15 protein-coding genes and 2 tRNA genes are annotated in these 19,174 nt (G+C 60.0%); 6 read left to right on the top strand and 11 right to left on the bottom strand.

Going from position 1 to position 19,174, the window contains the following annotated elements; genetic code table 11:
- Positions 1-23: 23 nt before the first annotated feature.
- From M5B43_RS02735 to M5B43_RS02750, 4 genes are all read right to left on the bottom strand, one after another.
- Positions 24-1,304, bottom strand: a complete 1,281-nt coding sequence (locus M5B43_RS02735) for an AcvB/VirJ family lysyl-phosphatidylglycerol hydrolase (RefSeq protein WP_248748668.1) — start codon at positions 1,302-1,304, stop codon at positions 24-26.
- Positions 1,304-3,946 carry a bifunctional lysylphosphatidylglycerol flippase/synthetase MprF gene (gene mprF / locus M5B43_RS02740; protein WP_248748669.1) on the bottom strand — a complete coding sequence of 881 codons (2,643 nt, stop codon included), beginning with the start codon at positions 3,944-3,946 and terminating at the stop codon, positions 1,304-1,306. Before mprF ends, M5B43_RS02735 begins: the two co-directional genes overlap by 1 nt.
- Positions 3,947-4,225: 279 nt before the next feature.
- Positions 4,226-4,302, bottom strand: a tRNA-Met gene (locus tag M5B43_RS02745).
- Between the two features lie 222 nt (positions 4,303-4,524).
- Positions 4,525-4,601, bottom strand: a tRNA-Met gene (locus M5B43_RS02750).
- 279 nt (positions 4,602-4,880) lie between these two features.
- Between M5B43_RS02750 and dinB the strand changes: the two genes are divergently transcribed.
- A complete protein-coding gene (gene dinB, locus M5B43_RS02755; protein WP_248748670.1) occupies positions 4,881-5,939 on the top strand; it encodes a DNA polymerase IV in 1,059 nt (352 codons plus the stop codon).
- 70 nt (positions 5,940-6,009) lie between these two features.
- Here the strand turns inward: dinB and M5B43_RS02760 are convergent, their stop codons facing one another.
- The 4 genes from M5B43_RS02760 to M5B43_RS02775 all read right to left on the bottom strand — a co-directional run bounded on the left by M5B43_RS02760 (position 6,010) and on the right by M5B43_RS02775 (position 10,747).
- On the bottom strand, positions 6,010-6,963 hold the full coding sequence (locus M5B43_RS02760; RefSeq protein ID WP_248748671.1) for a hypothetical protein: 954 nt from the start codon (positions 6,961-6,963) through the stop codon (positions 6,010-6,012).
- 20 nt (positions 6,964-6,983) lie between these two features.
- Complete coding sequence (locus M5B43_RS02765) at positions 6,984-8,699, bottom strand: proline--tRNA ligase (RefSeq protein WP_248748672.1); 1,716 nt, start codon at positions 8,697-8,699, stop codon at positions 6,984-6,986.
- 157 nt (positions 8,700-8,856) lie between these two features.
- The gene (locus M5B43_RS02770) at positions 8,857-10,389 is read right to left on the bottom strand and encodes an AmpG family muropeptide MFS transporter (RefSeq protein ID WP_248748673.1); all 1,533 of its coding nucleotides are present in this window, start codon (positions 10,387-10,389) and stop codon (positions 8,857-8,859) included.
- A 43-nt stretch (positions 10,390-10,432) separates the two neighbouring features.
- Entirely contained in the window at positions 10,433-10,747 is a 315-nt protein-coding gene (locus M5B43_RS02775; RefSeq protein ID WP_017139745.1) for an MGMT family protein, read from the bottom strand.
- A gap of 178 nt (positions 10,748-10,925) precedes the next feature.
- Between M5B43_RS02775 and M5B43_RS02780 the strand changes: the two genes are divergently transcribed.
- From M5B43_RS02780 to groL, 5 genes are all read left to right on the top strand, one after another.
- Positions 10,926-11,933, top strand: a complete 1,008-nt coding sequence (locus M5B43_RS02780; RefSeq protein WP_248748674.1) for a DUF481 domain-containing protein — start codon at positions 10,926-10,928, stop codon at positions 11,931-11,933.
- Positions 11,934-12,035: 102 nt separating this feature from the next.
- On the top strand, positions 12,036-12,767 hold the full coding sequence (locus tag M5B43_RS02785) for a DUF2470 domain-containing protein (RefSeq protein WP_248748675.1): 732 nt from the start codon (positions 12,036-12,038) through the stop codon (positions 12,765-12,767).
- 66 nt (positions 12,768-12,833) lie between these two features.
- Positions 12,834-13,310 carry an FxsA family protein gene (locus M5B43_RS02790; protein WP_248748676.1) on the top strand — a complete coding sequence of 159 codons (477 nt, stop codon included), beginning with the start codon at positions 12,834-12,836 and terminating at the stop codon, positions 13,308-13,310.
- Between the two features lie 246 nt (positions 13,311-13,556).
- On the top strand, positions 13,557-13,853 hold the full coding sequence (locus M5B43_RS02795) for a co-chaperone GroES (RefSeq protein ID WP_248748677.1): 297 nt from the start codon (positions 13,557-13,559) through the stop codon (positions 13,851-13,853).
- A 50-nt stretch (positions 13,854-13,903) separates the two neighbouring features.
- On the top strand, positions 13,904-15,559 hold the full coding sequence (groL, locus tag M5B43_RS02800) for a chaperonin GroEL (RefSeq protein ID WP_248748678.1): 1,656 nt from the start codon (positions 13,904-13,906) through the stop codon (positions 15,557-15,559).
- A 75-nt stretch (positions 15,560-15,634) separates the two neighbouring features.
- On the opposite strand, the gene M5B43_RS02805 is transcribed toward groL, so the two are convergent.
- The 3 genes from M5B43_RS02805 to M5B43_RS02815 all read right to left on the bottom strand — a co-directional run bounded on the left by M5B43_RS02805 (position 15,635) and on the right by M5B43_RS02815 (position 19,135).
- Entirely contained in the window at positions 15,635-17,065 is a 1,431-nt protein-coding gene (locus tag M5B43_RS02805) for a glycosyl hydrolase family 8 (protein ID WP_248748679.1), read from the bottom strand.
- Positions 17,066-17,151: 86 nt separating this feature from the next.
- On the bottom strand, positions 17,152-18,447 hold the full coding sequence (locus M5B43_RS02810; protein ID WP_248748680.1) for an ATP-binding protein: 1,296 nt from the start codon (positions 18,445-18,447) through the stop codon (positions 17,152-17,154).
- Positions 18,437-19,135, bottom strand: a complete 699-nt coding sequence (locus tag M5B43_RS02815) for a response regulator transcription factor (RefSeq protein WP_248748681.1) — start codon at positions 19,133-19,135, stop codon at positions 18,437-18,439. The genes M5B43_RS02810 and M5B43_RS02815 overlap by 11 nt, the downstream gene beginning before the upstream one ends.
- Between the last annotated feature and the right edge of the window lie 39 nt (positions 19,136-19,174).

A 19,174-nucleotide genomic window follows, 5' to 3' on the forward strand; every position in this document is an offset into this window, starting at 1 on the left:
TTGGTTTTGCGTAGAGCCTGGAATTACTCGGCTTTGGCCTGGTGCTTGACGATGATATCCACCAAGCGCTTCGCCAGCGCCGGGTAGTTCTCGTCAAAGTGATGCCCGCCTGGCAGCTTCACCGCTTCGCCGACGGCCGTCTTGTCGGTGCAGCCGCTCTCGTCGACTTCTTCGGCACCGTAGATGCACACCACCTTGCTGGCCGGCAGCTTGGCCATTTCCGGGCCGGTTGCCGCTTCTTTACCGGCGTTGCCCAGCCAGCCTTCCACTTCGATTTCAAAGCTGCCGGTACGTGCGAACGCCAGCAGGATGATCGCGTCGACCCGTTGCTGTTCGCTTTCCGGCAGGCGGTTGTAGATCGCCGGCAGCACGTCGGCGCCGAACGAATAACCGGTCAGTACGAAGCGCTTGGTGCCCCACTTCTGCCGGTAGTGTTGCATCAACTCGGCGAGGTCCTTGGCGCTTTGCTCCGGTGTCTTGTGCTGCCAGTAGTAGCGCAAGGTGTCGATACCGACCACCGGGTAGCCGATCTTCGCCATTTCGCCGGCCACGTCGCGGTCCAGGTCACGCCAGCCGCCGTCACCGGAGAGAAACAGGGTGACGGTGTCCTTGGCTTGGCCGGCCGGTACTTCCACCACGGGAATCGCCAGGCCGCCGTTGTCCGAACCCACCAGTTGCTTGCGTAGCTCGTTGTTCAGCACTTGTGGATAGTGAATGTCGTAGTCGCTGATGCTGGTGGTGGCGCGCGGTGTGTCGCGTACGAAACTGGCGCTTTCATCGTCAGGGTTGTCGTTCCACGCCACCAGCCAATTGCCATGGGCGGAGGTCTTTGGCAGCGGGTCTTTGCAGCCTTCCTGCACCAGGGCGAAACCCACGGAGATGGCGTTGGCCTTGTCATCGCTCTGTGTGGCCAGCCAGCGCCAGGCGAGCGCAGCGCCAGGGCCGATACCGCTGACCAGGGTCGCCGGGCCTTTAAGCTGGCTCAGGGCGCTTTGCAGCGCTTGTTCCTGCAGCTTGCAGTCATCTTTGGGCAAGATCACCTGAACGATTTGCGCCGAACCGCCCTGGCTCAGGGCGATCAGTTGGCTATCGGTCAGGGTTTCGTCGGCCATCACGGCGACGGCCACGCGGGCTTTTGCCGAGCCGGCCGGGGTAACGCGGGTCATGACAGTGCCGTCAGCCTGGGGCAATTGCTCCAGGGTCGGTTGCGGGGCAGGGCGGTTCCAGTACCAAAAGCCACCCCCCGCAATCAGTGCGAGCAGCACTATAAGGGCCAATACATACCGCCAGGAGCGTCGAATCATCAGCGTTTCACCAATCCAGTCAAGCCGCCCGCGATCAGGGCGGCGGTATCGGCCAGTGCCACCAGCGGATCAAGTCCTGCGGGCACGGCCATGTAACGGGGTTCCCAGTCGGGCTGGAACTTGTCTTTGAAGCGGCGCAAACCTTGGAAGTTATACAGCTGTTCGCCACGGTGGAACACCATCGAGCCCAGGCGTTGGGCCAGCGGTGCGCCACGACGTGGTTGCAAGCCCGACAACGGCACCATGCCGAGGCTGAAGCGGGCGTAGTCATGGTTCTTATAATGTTGAATCAGGCCAACCATCATGAATTCCATGGTCAGCTTGGGCGCGTCCGGGTGGGCACGCATCAGGTCGAGGCTGGCCAGGTCATGGTTGTAAGTCTCGAGCAAGTTGGCGAAGGCCACCGGGCGCCCTTCGAAGCGAATGATCGCGATCCGAAAGTGCTTGAGGTAGTCGTCGCTGAAGCGTCCCAGGGAGAAGCCCTTTTCCCGCACGTTCTTGCCGGTCAGCCACGCATCGGAGATGACTTTGAGTTCATCCATCGGCGCCTGGCCCGGATCGAAGATTTCCAGGGACAGGCCGTCCCGGGTGCCACGGTTCCAGGTGTAGCGCAGGTCCTTCATCTCTTTGCCCTTGGCTTCCAGGTCAAAGCGTTTGAGGTCAACACGGGCTTCTTCGCCCAGCTTGATCGCTGTGAGGCCGATGTCCATGTAGTACGGCAGGTTCTCGGCGCGCACCTGGTAGAACACGGGGCGTGCGTGGTGGATGTCGCACAGGTCGCGGAACTGCCAGATCATTTCGGCGCGCGGTTGGGTCGGGCCGATGGGGTCATACAAGGCCACCAGGCTGCGCCCGCGACGGGCGTACATCAGGAAGGCTTCATCGTTCGGGTGGAACAGCAACGCCTTGTCGCCGGTCAGCGCCAGGCCGCCGTCGGGTTGGGAAGACGCCATCAGGATCTTGGTGGCGCGCTCCAGTTCTTCCGGTGTCGGCAGGTGGATGACCGGGCGCGCTGTGCGCAGCAGCCAGGTCAACGAGACGATCACCAGCAGCACGGCGGCGCCGAGCAGTGAGCGCAAGCCACGGGGTGCGTTGGCATCAAGGGTGAACTGCCACCACAGTTGATGGCTATACGGTACGTCCTGATAAGCAAACAGCAGCAACCAGATCGAGGCCCCCAGTACGCAGACGCTGGCCACCAGGTACAGCGGCGAGAATGGCAGCTCGGTCAAGCGGCTGGCGCGGTAGAACGAGCGACGGAAGATCGCCAGCAGCACGGCGGTCATGGTCATCAGGCTGGCTTCTTCCCAGTCGAAGCCCTTGAGCAACGAAAGCAGGGCGCCCGCCAGCAGCAGCACCATGGTCAACATCCAGGCGGCCGACAAACGTCGACGCAGACCCTGGGCCAGCAACAGGCACAACACGCCGATCAGGCTGGCACCAAAGTGCGAAGCGTCAATCAGGCGGTGGGGAATCAGGAAGCCGATGTTTTCCAGGCGCGAGTCGATTTCCGGTGTTGCGCCGGAAAACAGCAGGACCACGCCGGACAAAAAAACCAGTACGGCCAGCACGGGCGCCGCCAGGCCCGATGCCACGCGCAGGCTCTTTTGGGTCTGGAACAGGCGCTGGGCTTCGTTGACCAGCAGGAAGATACAGGCGATCAACAGTGGCAATACCACATAGATCATCCGGTACAACAACAGGGCGGCGGCCAGGGGGGCGGCACCGAGCTTGTCGGCAAAGGCTGCCAGCAGGATCGCCTCGAAGACCCCGACACCGCCGGGTACATGGCTGAGTACCCCGGCCGCCAGGGCCAGCAGGTACACCAACAGGAACGGGCCGAAGGGCGGTGCTTCCGGCAGCAGCATATAAAGGACGGTGGCGGCTGCCGCGACGTCCAATGCCGTGATGACCAGTTGCAGGAACGTCAGGCGACGGCCGGGCAAGCGCAGGGTACGGCGCCCGACCTTGACCAGCAGGTTGTCGGGGTAAGGTTGTTCCGGCAGGCGGCGGCGGTAAATGCCGATACACAGCACGGCCGTTAACAGCAGCACAGCACCGGCAATACCACCGAGCACGCTTTGCGGCAAATGCAGGTAAGTCGACGCCGCCGGCAGGTTACTCAGGGTGGCCAGTGCCGCCAACGGTGGCAGTGCAGTGCCCAGGGCCAGGCTGGCGAACACGGTCATGCGCGCGACTTCCGAGGCGCCAATGCCATGACGTGCATATAGACGGTAACGCACCGAGCCGCCGGAGAGCATCGACAAGCCAATGGCGTTGCCGATGGCAAAGGCCGTGAACCCTCCGAGGGCCAGGGTCTTGGCGGGCAGTTTCACCCCGGCATACCGGGCTCCCGAGAACTCATAGCCCAGCAGAATAATGAAACCGGCGACCGCTGCCGCAAATGCGCCGAGCAGCGAAGGCTTGGGCACTTCCAGGATCGAGTCGTGGAGGGCGTAGAGATCCAGTTCCAGCAGCAGGTGTCGGCAGGCGATCAGGGCAATTGCAAACAGCAACAGGGTAACGGCCAACCCGATGGGTTGACGGTATTTGCTCAACAGATCCAGCCAACGCAAACGGGTGGGAGTAATCGGTTGTTCCGCTGTGACGGTGTCTTGTGGTTCAGACGAGTTGGCGCGCATCAATCACCTCGTGGATTGTGCGCGACAGGATGGAGGTATCCAGCCAAGTTACCAATCCCTATGGACAAAATAATTACAAATATTAACGCTTATCGCCGGGTGGGGCGACTGCGGCCATTGGTCGTAAAGGGTAGTGCTTGAGCATTGAGCATAGCTTGCAATGAAATGGACTCTACAAACCGTGTACGGTTTCATGAAAGATGCCATGCCATTGTTTCAGAAGAGCTTTTTTACCGGATACAAAAAAGGCCACTCTTTCGAGTAGCCTTTTTTGATGTTTGGTTGCGGGAGCCGGATTTGAACCGACGACCTTCGGGTTATGAGCCCGACGAGCTACCAGACTGCTCCATCCCGCGTCTGTGGGCGGCATTCTACAGCCCCGCGGCAGGGTGTCAACCGTTAATGGGCCGATGGGTCAAATAAGTGTGAATTAACTGCCCAGGCTACCTAACTTCCAGATTGGAAACGCTTTTTGTCGTGAGCGGGCATGCCCCGAGCAGTGGCGTTCACGCGATCCAGGCTTGAAAAATAGACAGGCACAAAAAAGGCCACTCTTTCGAGTAGCCTTTTTTGATGTTTGGTTGCGGGAGCCGGATTTGAACCGACGACCTTCGGGTTATGAGCCCGACGAGCTACCAGACTGCTCCATCCCGCGTCTGTGTGTCGGCATTCTACAGAGGAACGCGAGTGTGTCAACCGCTGAATCGAAGAAAAGCGCTTGTGGTTCAATCGGTTAGCGTTGAATAAGAGGCTTCGAAAGGGCGCGGGCCCAGTCAGGCCAGGGCTTTCAGCTCTATTGGGATGCTAAATTCGATTGAGAAAATAAATTCATCTGGGAAATTTCCTACCGCTCGGAGGGAGGATTCAAACTACTGGTGCTATATACAGGTGTGAATGCGATACTGATTACCCGTTGGATTACCCTCCTGTTTATATGACGCAACGCAAAATCATCCACGTCGACTGTGATTGCTTCTACGCCGCCATTGAGATGCGCGACGATCCGAGCCTGGCGCAAAAGCCCTTGGCTGTCGGCGGCTCGGCAGATCGGCGGGGGGTGATCGCGACGTGTAACTACGAAGCACGGGCGTATGGGGTGCGTTCCGCGATGTCGTCGCGTCACGCCTTGAAGCTCTGCCCAGACTTGACCATCGTCAAGCCGCGCATGGATGCCTATAAAGAAGCATCGAAGGAAATCCAGACGATCTTTCGTGACTACACCGACTTGATCGAGCCGCTCTCGCTGGATGAAGCCTACCTCGATGTTTCCGATAGCCCGCATTTTGGCGGCAGCGCCACGCGAATTGCCCAGGACATTCGCCGTCGGGTTTCCAACCAATTGCATATCACCGTGTCTGCCGGCGTGGCGCCGAACAAATTCCTGGCCAAGATTGCCAGCGACTGGAAAAAGCCCAACGGCCTGTTTGTGATTACCCCGGACCAGGTCGAAGACTTTGTTTCGATATTGCCGGTGAGTAAGTTGCATGGCGTGGGCAAGGTGACCGCGGACAAGCTGGCGCGCCTGGGCATTGAAGACTGCCTGCAACTGCGTGAGTGGAACAAGCTGGCGCTGGTGCGGGAGTTCGGCAGTTTTGGTGAGCGCCTCTGGAGCCTGGCCCGTGGGATTGATGACCGTGTCGTGCAGAACGACAGCCGGCGGCAGTCCGTCAGTGTGGAAAACACCTACGATGTGGATTTGCCGGATCTCTCAAGTTGCCTGGCGAAACTGCCTGAGCTGATGGAAACCCTGGCGGGGCGCATGGCGCGTATCGACAGCAGTTACCGGGCGGGTAAGCCGTTCGTGAAGGTGAAGTTTCATGACTTTACCCAAACCACCTTGGAGCAGGCCGGGGCAGGGCGGGATCTGGAGAGTTATCAACAGTTGCTGACCCAGGCGTTTAACCGGGGTGGGAAACCGGTGCGGTTGCTGGGGATTGGGGTGCGGTTGCTCGACCTGAGCGGCGGCAATGAGCAGCTCGAGTTCTGCTGGTAGAAACCGGGATTAAAGAAGGTGGGAGATTTAAATGTAGGAGGGGGCAAGCCCCCTCCCACATTTTGAGAGCTCAGCGTGCGCCAGGATCCGCGACGAGACGCCCCGCATCCTTGGTCAGTGCCTGCAGGAATTCCTGCTGCAATTCGGGATCATTGCGGGTCAGTTCAATCAGGCTTTGTTCCAGTTCACTGGCTTCTTCTTCCAGGCCCAGCTCAGACAGGCGCTTGACCCGGTGCACCCACTGGCTGACTTCGTCGTCTTCCAGGTCGTCATAGATCAGGCCGTGGGCTTCCAGCAATTTGCTGCGCAAGGTGTTGCTGATCGCCAGGGTCGAATCCGAGTGCACGTCGTCCTGGCCATCTTCCACGCTGATCTTCAAGGTCGTGACGTGGTTCAGGTCCTGCTCGGCAAATGGGCTGTCCAGCAGGTTCAGGCGCAGTATGCCGTCGCGGTCAGTGGTCAGCTCATGGGTCTGCTTGCCGGCGGTCACCTGTACCGGGCGCTCGCTCCAGGGCAGGCTCGAATACTCCGTGCGCTTGTCGCGCTGGACTTCATCGATACCCGCGAGGTTCTGTTGCGCACGGCCGTGGGATTGCACGTTCATGAACGGGTTGATGCCGTCCACGCCGTAGCTCAACCAGTCACGGGTCATGCTGGTGGGCAGGTTGCCGAGGGCAAAGATATTCGCCACGTTGGCTCCCGCGCCCGCCACCAAGGCTACGGCCCCCAAGGGCATCTCATAGAGTTTGCGCCAGGGCTGGTAGGGGGTGTAGCGATCGTAACGACGGGTGACTTCGAATTCGGTGACCTCAAAGGTCTTTTGCTCGTGAATCCGAACCCGGCGTTGCGGCAGCTCCAGCACTTTGGGGTCGCCTACATCGATCTGCAGGCTGTGGTCGAGCAACTTACGCTCGACCCGCTCCTCGTGCTCACTGCGTTGCGACATCTGGTTGGCGCAGCCGCTGACCAGCAGGGCGCCGCACAAGGCGGCGCCCCCCAGGGCTCTGGTGTTTCGCTTGAACATGACTTCTCTTGATCTGGTTTTCAGCGACGAATACGCGCCTGAAGGAAAGACAGCACGTCAGCCACCGGCAACGGTTGGGCTTCGGCTTCGGTCCGGCTCTTGTATTCCAGATTGCCATCGGCCAGGCCGCGGTCACTGACCACGATCCGGTGCGGGATGCCAATCAGTTCCATGTCGGCGAACTTGATGCCCGGGCTGGTTTTCTTGTCACGGTCATCGAGCAGCACTTCAAAACCGGCCGCCGTCAGTTCGGCATACAGCTTGTCGGTGGCTTCGCGTACTTGCTCGGTTTCGTAACGCAGCGGTACCAGGGCAACCTGGAACGGCGCCAGGGCGTCACTCCAGATGATGCCTTTCTCGTCGTTGTTCTGCTCGATGGCAGCGGCAACCACACGGGAAACGCCAATGCCGTAGCAACCCATTTCCAGGGTGATCGGCTTGCCGTTTTCGCCCAGCACTTCGCACTTCATCGCCTTGCTGTACTTGTTGCCCAGCTGGAAGATGTGCCCGACTTCGATACCGCGCTTGATCTCCAGGGTGCCTTTGCCATCCGGGCTTGGGTCACCGGCCACCACGTTACGCAGGTCGGCCACGGTCGGAACCGGCAGGTCACGCTCCCAGTTCACGCCGAAGTAGTGCTTGTCGTCGATGTTCGCGCCAATACCGAAGTCGCTCATCAGCTCGACCGAACGGTCGATGATGATCGGCAGCGGCAGGTTCAGCGGGCCGAGGGAGCCGGCACCGGCGCCAATGGCGTCGCGCAGTTCGGCATCGCTGGCCATCACCAGCGGGCTGGCCACGCCAGGTTGCTGGGCCGCCTTGATTTCGTTGAGCTCGTGGTCGCCACGGATCACCAGGGCGATCAGCTTGCCTTCTTCCTCGGCATGCACGATCAGGGTCTTGATGGTCTTTTCAATCGGCAGATTGAATTTTTCCACCAGCGCCGCGATGGTCTTGGTTTCTGGCGTGTCGACCAGGCGCAGCTCTTGAGTCGGCGCTGGGCGGGAAGTTTCCCGTGGCACGGCTTCGGCTTTCTCGATGTTCGCCGCGTAGTCGGAACCGTTACTGAAGACGATGTCGTCTTCGCCGGACTCGGCCAGCACGTGGAATTCGTGGGAGCCAGCGCCGCCGATGGAGCCGTTGTCTGCTTCAACCGGGCGGAATTTCAGGCCCAGGCGCGTAAAGACGTTGCAGTAGGCCGTGTGCATGCGGTCGTAGGTGACCTGCAGGGAAGCCTGGTCGGCATGGAACGAATACGCATCTTTCATGATGAATTCACGACCGCGCATCAAACCGAAGCGTGGGCGGATTTCATCACGGAACTTGGTCTGGATCTGATACAGGTTGAGGGGCAGCTGTTTGTAGCTGCTCAACTCATTGCGCATCAGGTCGGTGATGACTTCTTCGTGGGTCGGGCCTGCGCAGAAATCGCGGCCATGACGGTCCTTGAAGCGCAGCAGCTCGGGGCCGTACTCTTCCCAGCGCCCGGATTCCTGCCACAACTCAGCCGGTTGGGTGCTCGGCATCAACACTTCCAGAGAGCCGGCGGCGTTCATTTCTTCACGAACGATGGCTTCAACCTTGCGCATCACCTTCAAGCCCATGGGCAGCCAGGTGTACAGGCCGGAGGCCAGTTTGCGGATCATACCGGCGCGCAGCATCAGCTGGTGGCTGATCACAACCGCGTCGGAAGGCGTTTCTTTCTGTGTGGCGAGCAAATATTGACTGGTACGCATGGTAGGCCGTTGTCGGTTGCTTGGACTTGAAATGACTTGGGATTGTACGGGCGCTTGCTGCCGACGTACAGGCATCAGACTGCAGAGCGGTCTATAGGAGCAGAGCTTGCTCGCGATGGGGGCGCTGTGGTCCAGCTTTTACAGGCCCCCAAGGCCATTACTCTTCTGTGGGCGGACTCAACCGGCTCCGCCGACTTTCCTGAAACCAATGCAACGCAATCAGGAACAGCGTCGGCACGCCCAGCAGGCAGGTGATGATGAAGAAGTTGTGATACCCGAACTTCTCCACCATCACGCCCGAATACCCGCCGATCAGGCGTGGCAGCAACAGCATGATCGAGCTGAGCAGTGCATATTGGGTCGCGGAGAACTTGAGGTTGGTCAGGCTCGACAGGTAGGCCACGAACGCCGAGGTGGCCAGGCCAGAACTGAAGTTATCCAGGGAAATGGTGAAGATCAGCATCTGCAGGTCGGGGCCCATGTCGGCGAGCATCACGAACAACAGGTTGGTCGCGGCCGAGGCTACGCCGCCGATAAACAGGATCGGCAAGATACCGAACCGCACAATCAACAGGCCGCCCATACCGGCGCCGATCAGGGTCATGATCAGGCCGAAGATTTTGCTGACCCCGGCGATCTGGTCCTTGGTAAAGCCCTGGTCGATATAGAACACGTTGGCCATCACGCCCATCACCGTATCGGACATGCGATAGGTGGCAATCAGCCCCAGCAGCAGCAACGCCTGCCAGCGATAGCGCAGGATAAAGTCGTTGATGGGCGTGAGTACCGGTGCAAGGCCACGGCGGCCCATGGTGGAAAGGCACAGGGTGGTGAGCAGGATGTACAGGATGGCGCGCAGGAACGCACGGTCCTCCATCAGCAGTTCCCACATCGTCACGCCGTGGAACAGCACGCTGGCGAAATCGGTGTTGTACAGCTGGGTGAACATGGCGGGCACCGACACCAACAGCACAATCAGTACGAACACCGAGACCAGTTGATGCATGAACGTATAACGCCCCGCCTGCAACTGGGTGCGCAGTGGCACATCGGGTTCACGCATGAAGAAGGTGGTCAGCAGTGCCGGGATCATCAGCAGGCCGAACAGCACATAGGTGCCGGTCCAGGCCGAGTGTTTATAGTTGAAGCCGGTTGAGCCGAAGCCTTCGGCAAAGAACAGCGCACCGGCCGTGGCGAGCAGGGCGGCGATGCGATAACCCGACATGTAGCTGGCGGCCAGGGCAGCCTGGCGGCTGTCGTCGGCGATTTCCAGGCGATAGGCGTCTACCGCAATGTCCTGGGTGGCCGAAGCGAAGGCGACAATCACCGCAATAGCGATCAGCCAGGACAAGTGTTTTTGCGGATCGCAGAAGCCCATGCCGATCAATCCGAGGATCACCAGCGACTGGGCAAGCACCAGCCAGGAGCGACGGCGCCCGAGTTTACCGAGCAGCGGCAGGCGCCATTGGTCGAGCAACGGCGACCACACCCATTTGAAGGCGTAGGCCAGGCCGATCAGGCTTGCATAGCCGATGGTCTCGCGGGCCACGCCCGCCTCACGCAGCCACACGGAAAGCGTTGAGAACACCAACATGTAAGGCAAGCCGGCGGCAAAGCCGAGCAACAACAGCACTAACGTCGAAGGGCTGGCATAGGCGGCGAGCGCGGCGCGCCAGGTTTTACGGGGCATGGGCTGGAGTCTGCCTCAGATTTGCGGAAACAAAGCGCGCACTCTAACCGCTGTGCTCTACCGGGCGCCAGCCATGACGCTGAATATCAACGCGATTGTTCAGGATGCTGACACCTTCGCTACGTAAACGCGCACGTTGTTCGTCACCTGAGGCACTGCCAACCGGCAGGCTTATCCGACCGCCGGCACCCAGCACTCGGTGCCACGGCAGCCGAGTGTCCTCGGGCAGTTGGCTCAAGGTTCGTCCCACCCAGCGAGCCGCACGGCCCAACCCGGCCAGGTGCGCCAACTCGCCGTAACTGACTACGCAGCCTTCGGGCACTTGCGCCAGGGTCAGGTACAACGCGGTGCGGCGCATCTCGGCGGGGCTTTGTGGTGGGTCGGTGGGTTGATTCACGGTGGGTATCTTTGGGTGTGTAGGAAATTTCTATAAGTGTGTCGATGTGTATTGAACTCAACCTAAATCCTTGAGTCAGTCCTAGCTATCTAACACGATAACGCCCCTTTTTCGCCAATCTTGAGCTCCCTATCTGCTTATGTTGTCCAGAACCCTGCTGTGCCTTGCTGTTTTCAGTGCTTCCACACCGTTGCTCGCCGATACCGTCTGGTTGAAAAACGGCGACCGCCTGACCGGCAAGATCAAAGTCTTCGACGGTGGCAAGTTGCTGATCCAAACCGACTATGCCGGCTCCATCCCGGTGGACTGGAAGCAGGTGAAAACCCTCGAAAGCGACCAGGAACTGCTGGTCAAGCAGGACGCCTACACCGGCGAAAAAGCCAAGTCCCTGCAGGCGGCGGCGGATGGCAAGGTGGTGCTGGCCAATGGTGAGGCACCCAAGACCGTCGAGCTGGCAAGTATCCAGCAGATCATCAAGCCCAAGCCGGTCATCGAAGACCTGGTGTGGAAAGGCAACGTCGACCTGGCGCTGGATTACAAGCGCGCCGACAAAGACACCAACGACTACGATATCGACTTCAAGACCTCCGCCCGTCACGGCCTGTGGCGGCATACCGCGAAGGGCGAATACAACCGCGAGTTCCAGGATGACGTCACCACCACCGACAACTGGGCCTTGGAATACGATCTGGACCGCTTCATTACCGAGCACTGGTTCTGGCAGGGGCGCCTGACCTACAAGCGTGACAAGGTAGAAGACCTGTCGCGTCAGCGCACCGTCGGTACCGGCCCCGGCTACCAGTTCTGGGACGATGAACTGGGCGCGTTCTCCCTCGGCTCGTTGGTTAACCGCACCGATTACGAATATGCCGATGGCGGCAAGACCAACTTCTATTCCCTGGCGATGAAGTGGAACTACAACCGCTACCTGGTCGGCAAGACCGTGGAGTTCTTCACCAATGGTGAGGTGGGCAAGCCGCTGGCCGGGCCGTCCGATTACTCCCTGGATGCGGAAATGGGCCTGCGCTACAAAGTCACCGAGTGGGCCTCCCTTAATCTCAAGGCTGAGCGCGACATCATCAGCGGCGAATCGCAAAGCAGCTTGAGCAAGACCCGCTACACCGCAGGCTTTGGTGTGGCCTGGTAAAACCGCCGCGGCTGCTCTGGCAACCTGCGCCGATATTGATTACCTTGTGTTGAGATCCATTCCCATATGCCATGGGCGGCGGAACACCCGAGGAGTCATACATTGAGCGCGCAGGTTGCCAAGAACGCCCGAGAGCTGTTGCTCAAGGAATACCGTGGGGCTCTCTCCACACTGTCCAAAGCCATGCCCGGTTTTCCGTTCGGCTCGGTCGTGCCGTATTGTCTCGACGAGCAGGGCCGCCCGATTATCCTGATCAGCCGCATCGCCCAGCACACCCATAACCTGCACAAAGATCCCAAGTGTTCGCTGTTGGTGGGGGAGCGTGAGGCCGACGATGTGCAAGCCGTTGGGCGCCTGACCTACCTGGCCGAAGCTGAAAAGCTCGAAGATGAAGCGGCCATTGAAGCGGCTGCCGAGCGCTATTACCGCTATTTCCCTGATTCGGCCAATTACCACAAGGCCCACGATTTCGACTTCTGGGTGCTCAAGCCGGTGCGCCACCGTTATATCGGTGGGTTTGGCGCGATTCATTGGGTCGACCAGTTGACCCTGGCCAACCCCTTCGCGGGCAAGGCTGAGCGCAGCATGATCGAGCACATGAACAGCGATCACACCAAGGCCATCGCCCACTATGTCGAGCTGGCCGGTTTGCCGTCTTTCGAACCGGCGCAGTTGGCGGGGATCGACAGTGAAGGCATGCACTTGCGTATCGGTCAAAGCCTGCACTGGTTGCCCTTTGCGGCGTCTTGCAACACGCCGACACAAGTGCGCGAAGCCTTGGTTTCATTGGCTCACGCCGAGGCTTGGCCGAAAAAAACAGCGGCTGACGCTTGAATTCACGAAACGGCGACGTCATCTAAGGTGGACTAGCAAGGCATTCTTGCGTTGAGGAACCATTTGATGCGCCCTTTTTTATTGCTCTTTCTGCTATTTCCGGTGTTGGAGCTGTTCGTATTCGTTCAAGTCAGCAGTGCGATCGGGTTTTTCCCGGCACTGTTGCTGATAATTGCGGGCTCGCTGCTCGGCGTCCTGGTGCTGCGCGTCGCGGGCTTGGCCACGGCGCTGCGTGCCCGTGAGAGCCTGAACCGCGGTGAACTGCCTGCCCAGACGATGCTGGAGGGCCTGATGATGGCCTTGGCGGGTGGCTTGCTGATCCTGCCGGGCTTTATCAGTGACGTGGTCGGCCTGGTCATGCTGCTGCCCTTCACTCGCAAGTTGCTGGCCGGCAAGATGCGCCAGCGCGCCGAAGAGGCTGCCATTCGCCAGCGCGCCTTCGCCGATGACCTGCAACCCCGTGGTGGCCCGGCTCCGCGCCAGCCGTTGGGGCGTGAAGGCGATGTGATCGAAGGTGAGTTCGAGCACCGCGACAGCAAATAACGGCTTCATTGGCACGGCACCTTCGGGTGCCGTGTTGCTTTTATCCCTCGGTAGACACAAAAATTTCCACCAGGGGCCCTTGTAATAAGCTTATGCGCCCTTATGTAACGGTCACCGCAAGGTTTCTGGTGGCGACACCAGACAGACTTCCGCGTCTTGCTTGGCGAGTCGCGACCGGCACAGCCGGATTACAACCCGCCGGTACTGATACCGGCCGATGAAAAACACAATTAGGAGAGATCGACAATGAGCAAGCTTCGTCCTCTGCACGACCGCGTCGTTATCCGTCGCAGCGAAGAAGAAAAGAAAACCGCTGGCGGTATCGTTCTGCCGGGTTCGGCTGCTGAAAAAGCCAACCACGGTGTGATCGTCGCTGCAGGCCCAGGCAAGACTCTGGAAAACGGTGACGTACGTGCTCTGGCCGTTAAAGTCGGTGACAAGGTTGTATTTGGCCCTTACTCCGGCAGCAACACTGTGAAAGTCGACGGCGAAGACCTGCTGGTAATGGCTGAGAACGAGATTCTCGCCGTTCTGGAAGGCTGATTTTCCCGCTCATTTTCCCGTTACTCCAAAGTATTTAAGGATTATCGATCATGGCTGCTAAAGAAGTTAAATTCGGCGACTCCGCCCGTAAGAAAATGCTCACCGGTGTCAACGTCCTGGCTGACGCAGTAAAAGCGACCCTGGGCCCGAAAGGCCGTAACGTGATCATCGAGAAGAGCTTCGGCGCTCCGACCATCACCAAGGACGGCGTTTCCGTTGCCAAAGAAATCGAGCTGAAAGATCGCTTCGAAAACATGGGCGCGCAGCTGGTCAAAGACGTTGCCTCCCGTGCCAACGATGACGCAGGCGACGGCACCACCACCGCTACCGTCCTGGCTCAGTCGATCGTCAACGAGGGCCTGAAAGCCGTCGCTGCCGGCATGAACCCGATGGACCTCAAGCGCGGCATCGACAAGGCGACCATCGCCATTGTCAAAGAACTGAAAAACCTGTCCAAGCCATGCGCTGACACCAAGGCTATTGCTCAGGTAGGCACCATCTCCGCCAACTCCGACAACTCCATCGGCGACATCATTGCCGAAGCCATGGAAAAAGTCGGTAAAGAAGGCGTGATCACCGTTGAAGAAGGCACTGGCCTGGAAAACGAACTGTCGGTTGTAGAAGGCATGCAGTTCGACCGTGGCTATCTGTCCCCTTACTTCGTCAACAAGCCAGAAACCATGGTTGCCGAGCTGGAAAGCCCGCTGATCCTGCTGGTTGACAAAAAGATCTCCAACATCCGCGAAATGCTGCCAGTGCTGGAAGCCGTTGCCAAGGCTGGCCGTCCACTGCTGATCGTTTCCGAAGACGTTGAAGGCGAAGCCCTGGCGACGCTGGTTGTGAACAACATGCGTGGCATCGTTAAAGTTGCTGCCGTCAAGGCTCCAGGCTTTGGCGACCGTCGCAAGGCCATGCTGCAGGACATCGCCGTGCTGACCGGCGGTACCGTTATCTCCGAAGAGATCGGCCTGAGCCTGGAAAGCGCCACCCTGGAAAACCTGGGCAGCGCCAAGCGCGTGACCATCTCCAAGGAAAACACCATCATCGTTGACGGTGCTGGCGTAGAAGCCGACATCCAGGCTCGCATCACTCAGATCCGTGCCCAGGTTGCCGAGACTTCCTCGGACTACGACCGTGAAAAACTGCAAGAGCGCCTGGCCAAGCTGTCCGGTGGTGTTGCAGTGATCAAGGTTGGCGCTGGTTCCGAAGTTGAAATGAAAGAGAAGAAGGCCCGCGTTGAAGACGCCCTGCACGCTACCCGTGCAGCCGTTGAAGAAGGCGTGGTACCTGGCGGTGGCGTTGCGCTGATCCGTGCTCTGGAAGCCATCACTGGCCTGAAAGGCGACAACGCCGATCAGGACGTGGGTATCGCTGTGCTGCGTCGCGCTGTTGAAGCGCCGCTGCGTCAGATCGCTGCCAACTCCGGCGACGAGCCAAGCGTTGTCGTCAACGAAGTCAAGAACGGCAAAGGTAACTTCGGTTACAACGCTGCTACTGGCGAATACGGCGACATGATCGAAATGGGCATCCTGGACCCTACCAAGGTGACTCGTTCGGCGCTGCAAGCAGCCTCCTCCATCGGCGGCCTGATCCTGACCACCGAAGCAGCGATCGCTGATGCACCGGTTGAAGGCGGTTCGGCTGGCGGCGGTATGCCAGACATGGGCGGCATGGGTGGTATGGGTGGCATGGGCGGCATGATGTAAGCCAGCCTTACCCAGCACTGAAAAACCCCGCCTGCAGTGATGCAGGCGGGGTTTTTTTATGGGCTCGATTGCGTGTCAGCCTATGGCACGGCGCCGCAACAGCCTTTTGAACGTGAACCCGCGCGCCAGGGTTAATTCGGTACTCGGCATAAGTGCCATGGGTCCCGGTGCAGCAACTTCGCCGAATGGTTGAGCAACAGACAAGTGCGAGGGTCTTTTATGGAACGCCGGCCTGGGCCGCTCCCAATGCCCGGACATGGTCAGCATGCCGAGCAGTTTGAGCGTGTTGGCATAGTAGTCATGGGCCTTCAGCGAGCGGTGTTGCAGGTTGTCCCAGATATTATTGAGCCAGGGCTGATTGTCGGGGCTGATCATCGCGCTGACCCCCAGGGCGTAAATGAACGCCGGATCGTTGGGGGCTTCGTCCAACGCGCTGCCGTCGACCCGGTAGCCACTGTTGAACGCGGCCGGGGCGTCGCGGGTGCTCGCGCGTGCCCACTGGTTGAAGGTGACTAACGTGTCCAGCGCGCGTGCGTCGCCATACATCAAGTAATCCAGGGCGATACGCCAGGGGTAGCGGGCCGCATTCCAGCTGTAGTCGCCGTCGTGCTGGCCTTCCAGCAGTTCGGCGCGGGCTGGGGTGATGGACGTGTCGAGGTGGCTGACAAAGTCGGGCATCAGGGCACTGCGAGTGCTATAGCGCTGCGTGAAGGTATTGATGATCGAGTAGGTTTTATCGCGAACCGCCAGCCAGCGCTTGTCACCGGTCATTTCGAAAAAGCTGTTGAGATATGACGGCATGAAGTCCGAACTGCGGGTGGCATATTCGAGTTCGCTATCGCCATCGGTGCCGGCCCAATCCCCGAGCATCAGATGGTGGGTGCGCGGGTGTACTTCATGTTTGAGGATGGCGGTCATGACGGTGTTGGCGTGGGCGCGATAGTCGATAGCCCCTTGGCTGCCCCAGGCGTGGTCGGCCAGCAGCAAGGCATAGGCGATATCCAGGTCACCATCGGTGGCACTGGCGTCGCCACGGAAGCGGCCGGTGGCGTTGGTGCAGCCTTCGACCTGGTTCCAGGCCATCAACCCAGGATCGGACTTGGCCGGGTGGTCTTCGAAATAGCGCACCATACCGTCGAAGATCTTTTGGGCGTCAGGGTCTTGGCCCGCCATCATCACGCTGATCAACATCCCATAGCCATGGGCTTCGGACACGGTGATGGTATTGGGCGCCGTGCCGCCACCCACCGGCTTGTGGTCGGCGTTGACCTTGACGAAGTAGCGGCCGCTGCCGCACGACGTTGACAGGTAAAGCGCTTTCCATTCCGTGTAGAACGCCGTCAATTGCTGGTCCATGACCGCTTGGGACAGGTGGTTGGGCTTGATCGTGCCTCGATGGTAAGGCGTTGCTGAGCTGAAGGCAGAAGCGCTGCCGGAGAAAATTGAGCCGGTCACGAGGCACAGCAACAGTATCAACCTGGGCAAAAACTTCTTGGGGGGACGCATGAAAGGGCTCTCCAACCTGGGATTCAGGCGGCGAGGTTACGGTTAATGAGAAAGCTTCACTGTCACAGGCTGTAACACGCCGGTGACTACGGCCGCAGCGGCAACACCAGGGTCAGGCGCGCGCCGCCCAAGGGGCTGCGGGCTACCGACAGTTCGCCGCCGTGCCACTGGGTCGCGCGTTTGGCCAGCGCCAGGCCAAGGCCGAAGCCACCGGCTTCATCACCGCCCATGCCCAGGCGTACGAAAGGCTCGAAGATCTTCTCGCGGTTTTCCGCCAGTACGCCTGGGCCGTCATCGTCCACATGCAGCACCAGGTGCTGGGCCCCGTGCTGGGCGGCGCTGACGCAGACTTGGCCGCGAGCGTAGGTGATGGCGTTGCTCAACAGGTTGCGCACAATCAGGTGCAGCAAGGCGCGGTCGCCGATCAACTGCAACTGCGGCGGCTCGGTCTCCAGGCTCAATCGGCGATGGTGGCCGTCCAGCAAGGCAAACTCGTGCTGCAACCAATCGCGAATCAGGATCGGCTCGTGTTGCAGGTCGGTGGGCGCGCCGGCCATTCGGGCAAAGGCCAGGCTGGCGCGGACCAGGGCTTCGAGCTCTTCGACATCGGTGTGCAAGCGTTCCTGTAGGCGAATGCGGGTGCTGACGTCATCGCTCTTGCCCAGCAATGTCAGGGCGAAGCGCATGCGGGCCAGCGGCGTACGCAGTTCGTGGGACACGGCTTGGGAGACTTCGCGATGGCGTTCGTTCATGGCGTTGATGTCCTGGGCATGTTGCTGCAGCGTCAGGAGTAACGGCGTCCATTCGTTGCCCATGGCAGGCAACATCACATTGGGGGTGCGCGCTAGCGTGCCCAGGCAGGCATTGAGCCTGTTCAGCTCGGCGTTGCGCCGGCGGTGCACGCGTAAACCGACCCAAAGCAGCAGGAGTACGGGCAGACCGGCAACGCACGCGGTTACCCAGTAAATGGGAAACTTCAGCAGGTCCTTGACCTCGGCCGTGCCCCACATGGGGCCGAATTGGATCACGGTGTCATCGTCAAGCGGAAAGTAGGTGATGTCCTCGTCGCTATTGAGCGCCGGCTGTTGATGTTCCAGCATGACCAACGCTTCTGGCGGCAGCTCGACCTCATCCAGCGTGACCAAGTGCACGGGGTACTGGAAATGCGCGCGAAGGGTGTCCATGCGTGCTTCGCGTTGGTCGGCTGGCAGGGCTTTGAGCTGCTCGGCCACCAGGTAGCCCGGCCCGGCCATCAAGCGCAAAAAGCTGTCTTCACCGACAAACACAGAGGCGTTGGCGCACAGCCACAACAGATAAAGCGTCAAGGTCGCCCACGCTGTGCCCGCCACGACCGCCATCCACGGGCGTACTTTAGACAGCATCGTGGGCGCCCTGCGGGACTTCGACAAACAGATAGCCCTGGGCCGTGATGGTCTGGATGGTCACCGGGCAGGCCAGGGTCATCAGCTTCTTGCGCAGGCGCGATACGCGCATATCAATGGAGCGATTGAGGCCGTCGTACTCGAGGCCGCGCAGGCTTTGGAGCAGTTTTTCCCGCGTCAGCAACACGCCGCAATGGCGGGCGAAAATCGCGAGCAATTCGAACTCGGCCACTGAAAACTGCAAAGGGGTTTCCTTGAGCCAGGCGAAATGACTGTTCAGGTCCAAGCGAAAACTGCCCCACTGGTAAGTGGCGCGGGGCGCTTGTGGGTGGCGGCGCAGCAGTGAGCGCACCCTGGCCAGCAACAGCTGTGGGTCGACGGGCTTGACCACGTAGTCATCCGCACCGACGTTGAACCCGGTCAATTGTTCGGCGTTTTCATCCAGGGCCGTCATCATCAGGATCAAGCCGGGATACTGGCTGCGGATCTGCCGGCACAGGCTGAAGCCGTCGAGGCCTGGCAACATCACATCCAGGATCAGCAGCGCTGGCTGTTCGTCAAGAATGCGCTGGGCGGCGCGATCACCCCGGTGCTCCACGGCCACGGTAAACCCTTCGGCGCGCAGGAACTCGGCCGTCAGCGCCGCCAGAGGGCGGTCGTCTTCAATCAGCAGCAGGGTGTCGGACATGAACGGGGGCCGTCGCCGGAGCAAGGCCGCAAGTGTTAC

It is taken from the genome of Pseudomonas sp. MWU15-20650, from assembly GCF_023242475.1.
Taxonomy (GTDB): domain Bacteria; phylum Pseudomonadota; class Gammaproteobacteria; order Pseudomonadales; family Pseudomonadaceae; genus Aquipseudomonas.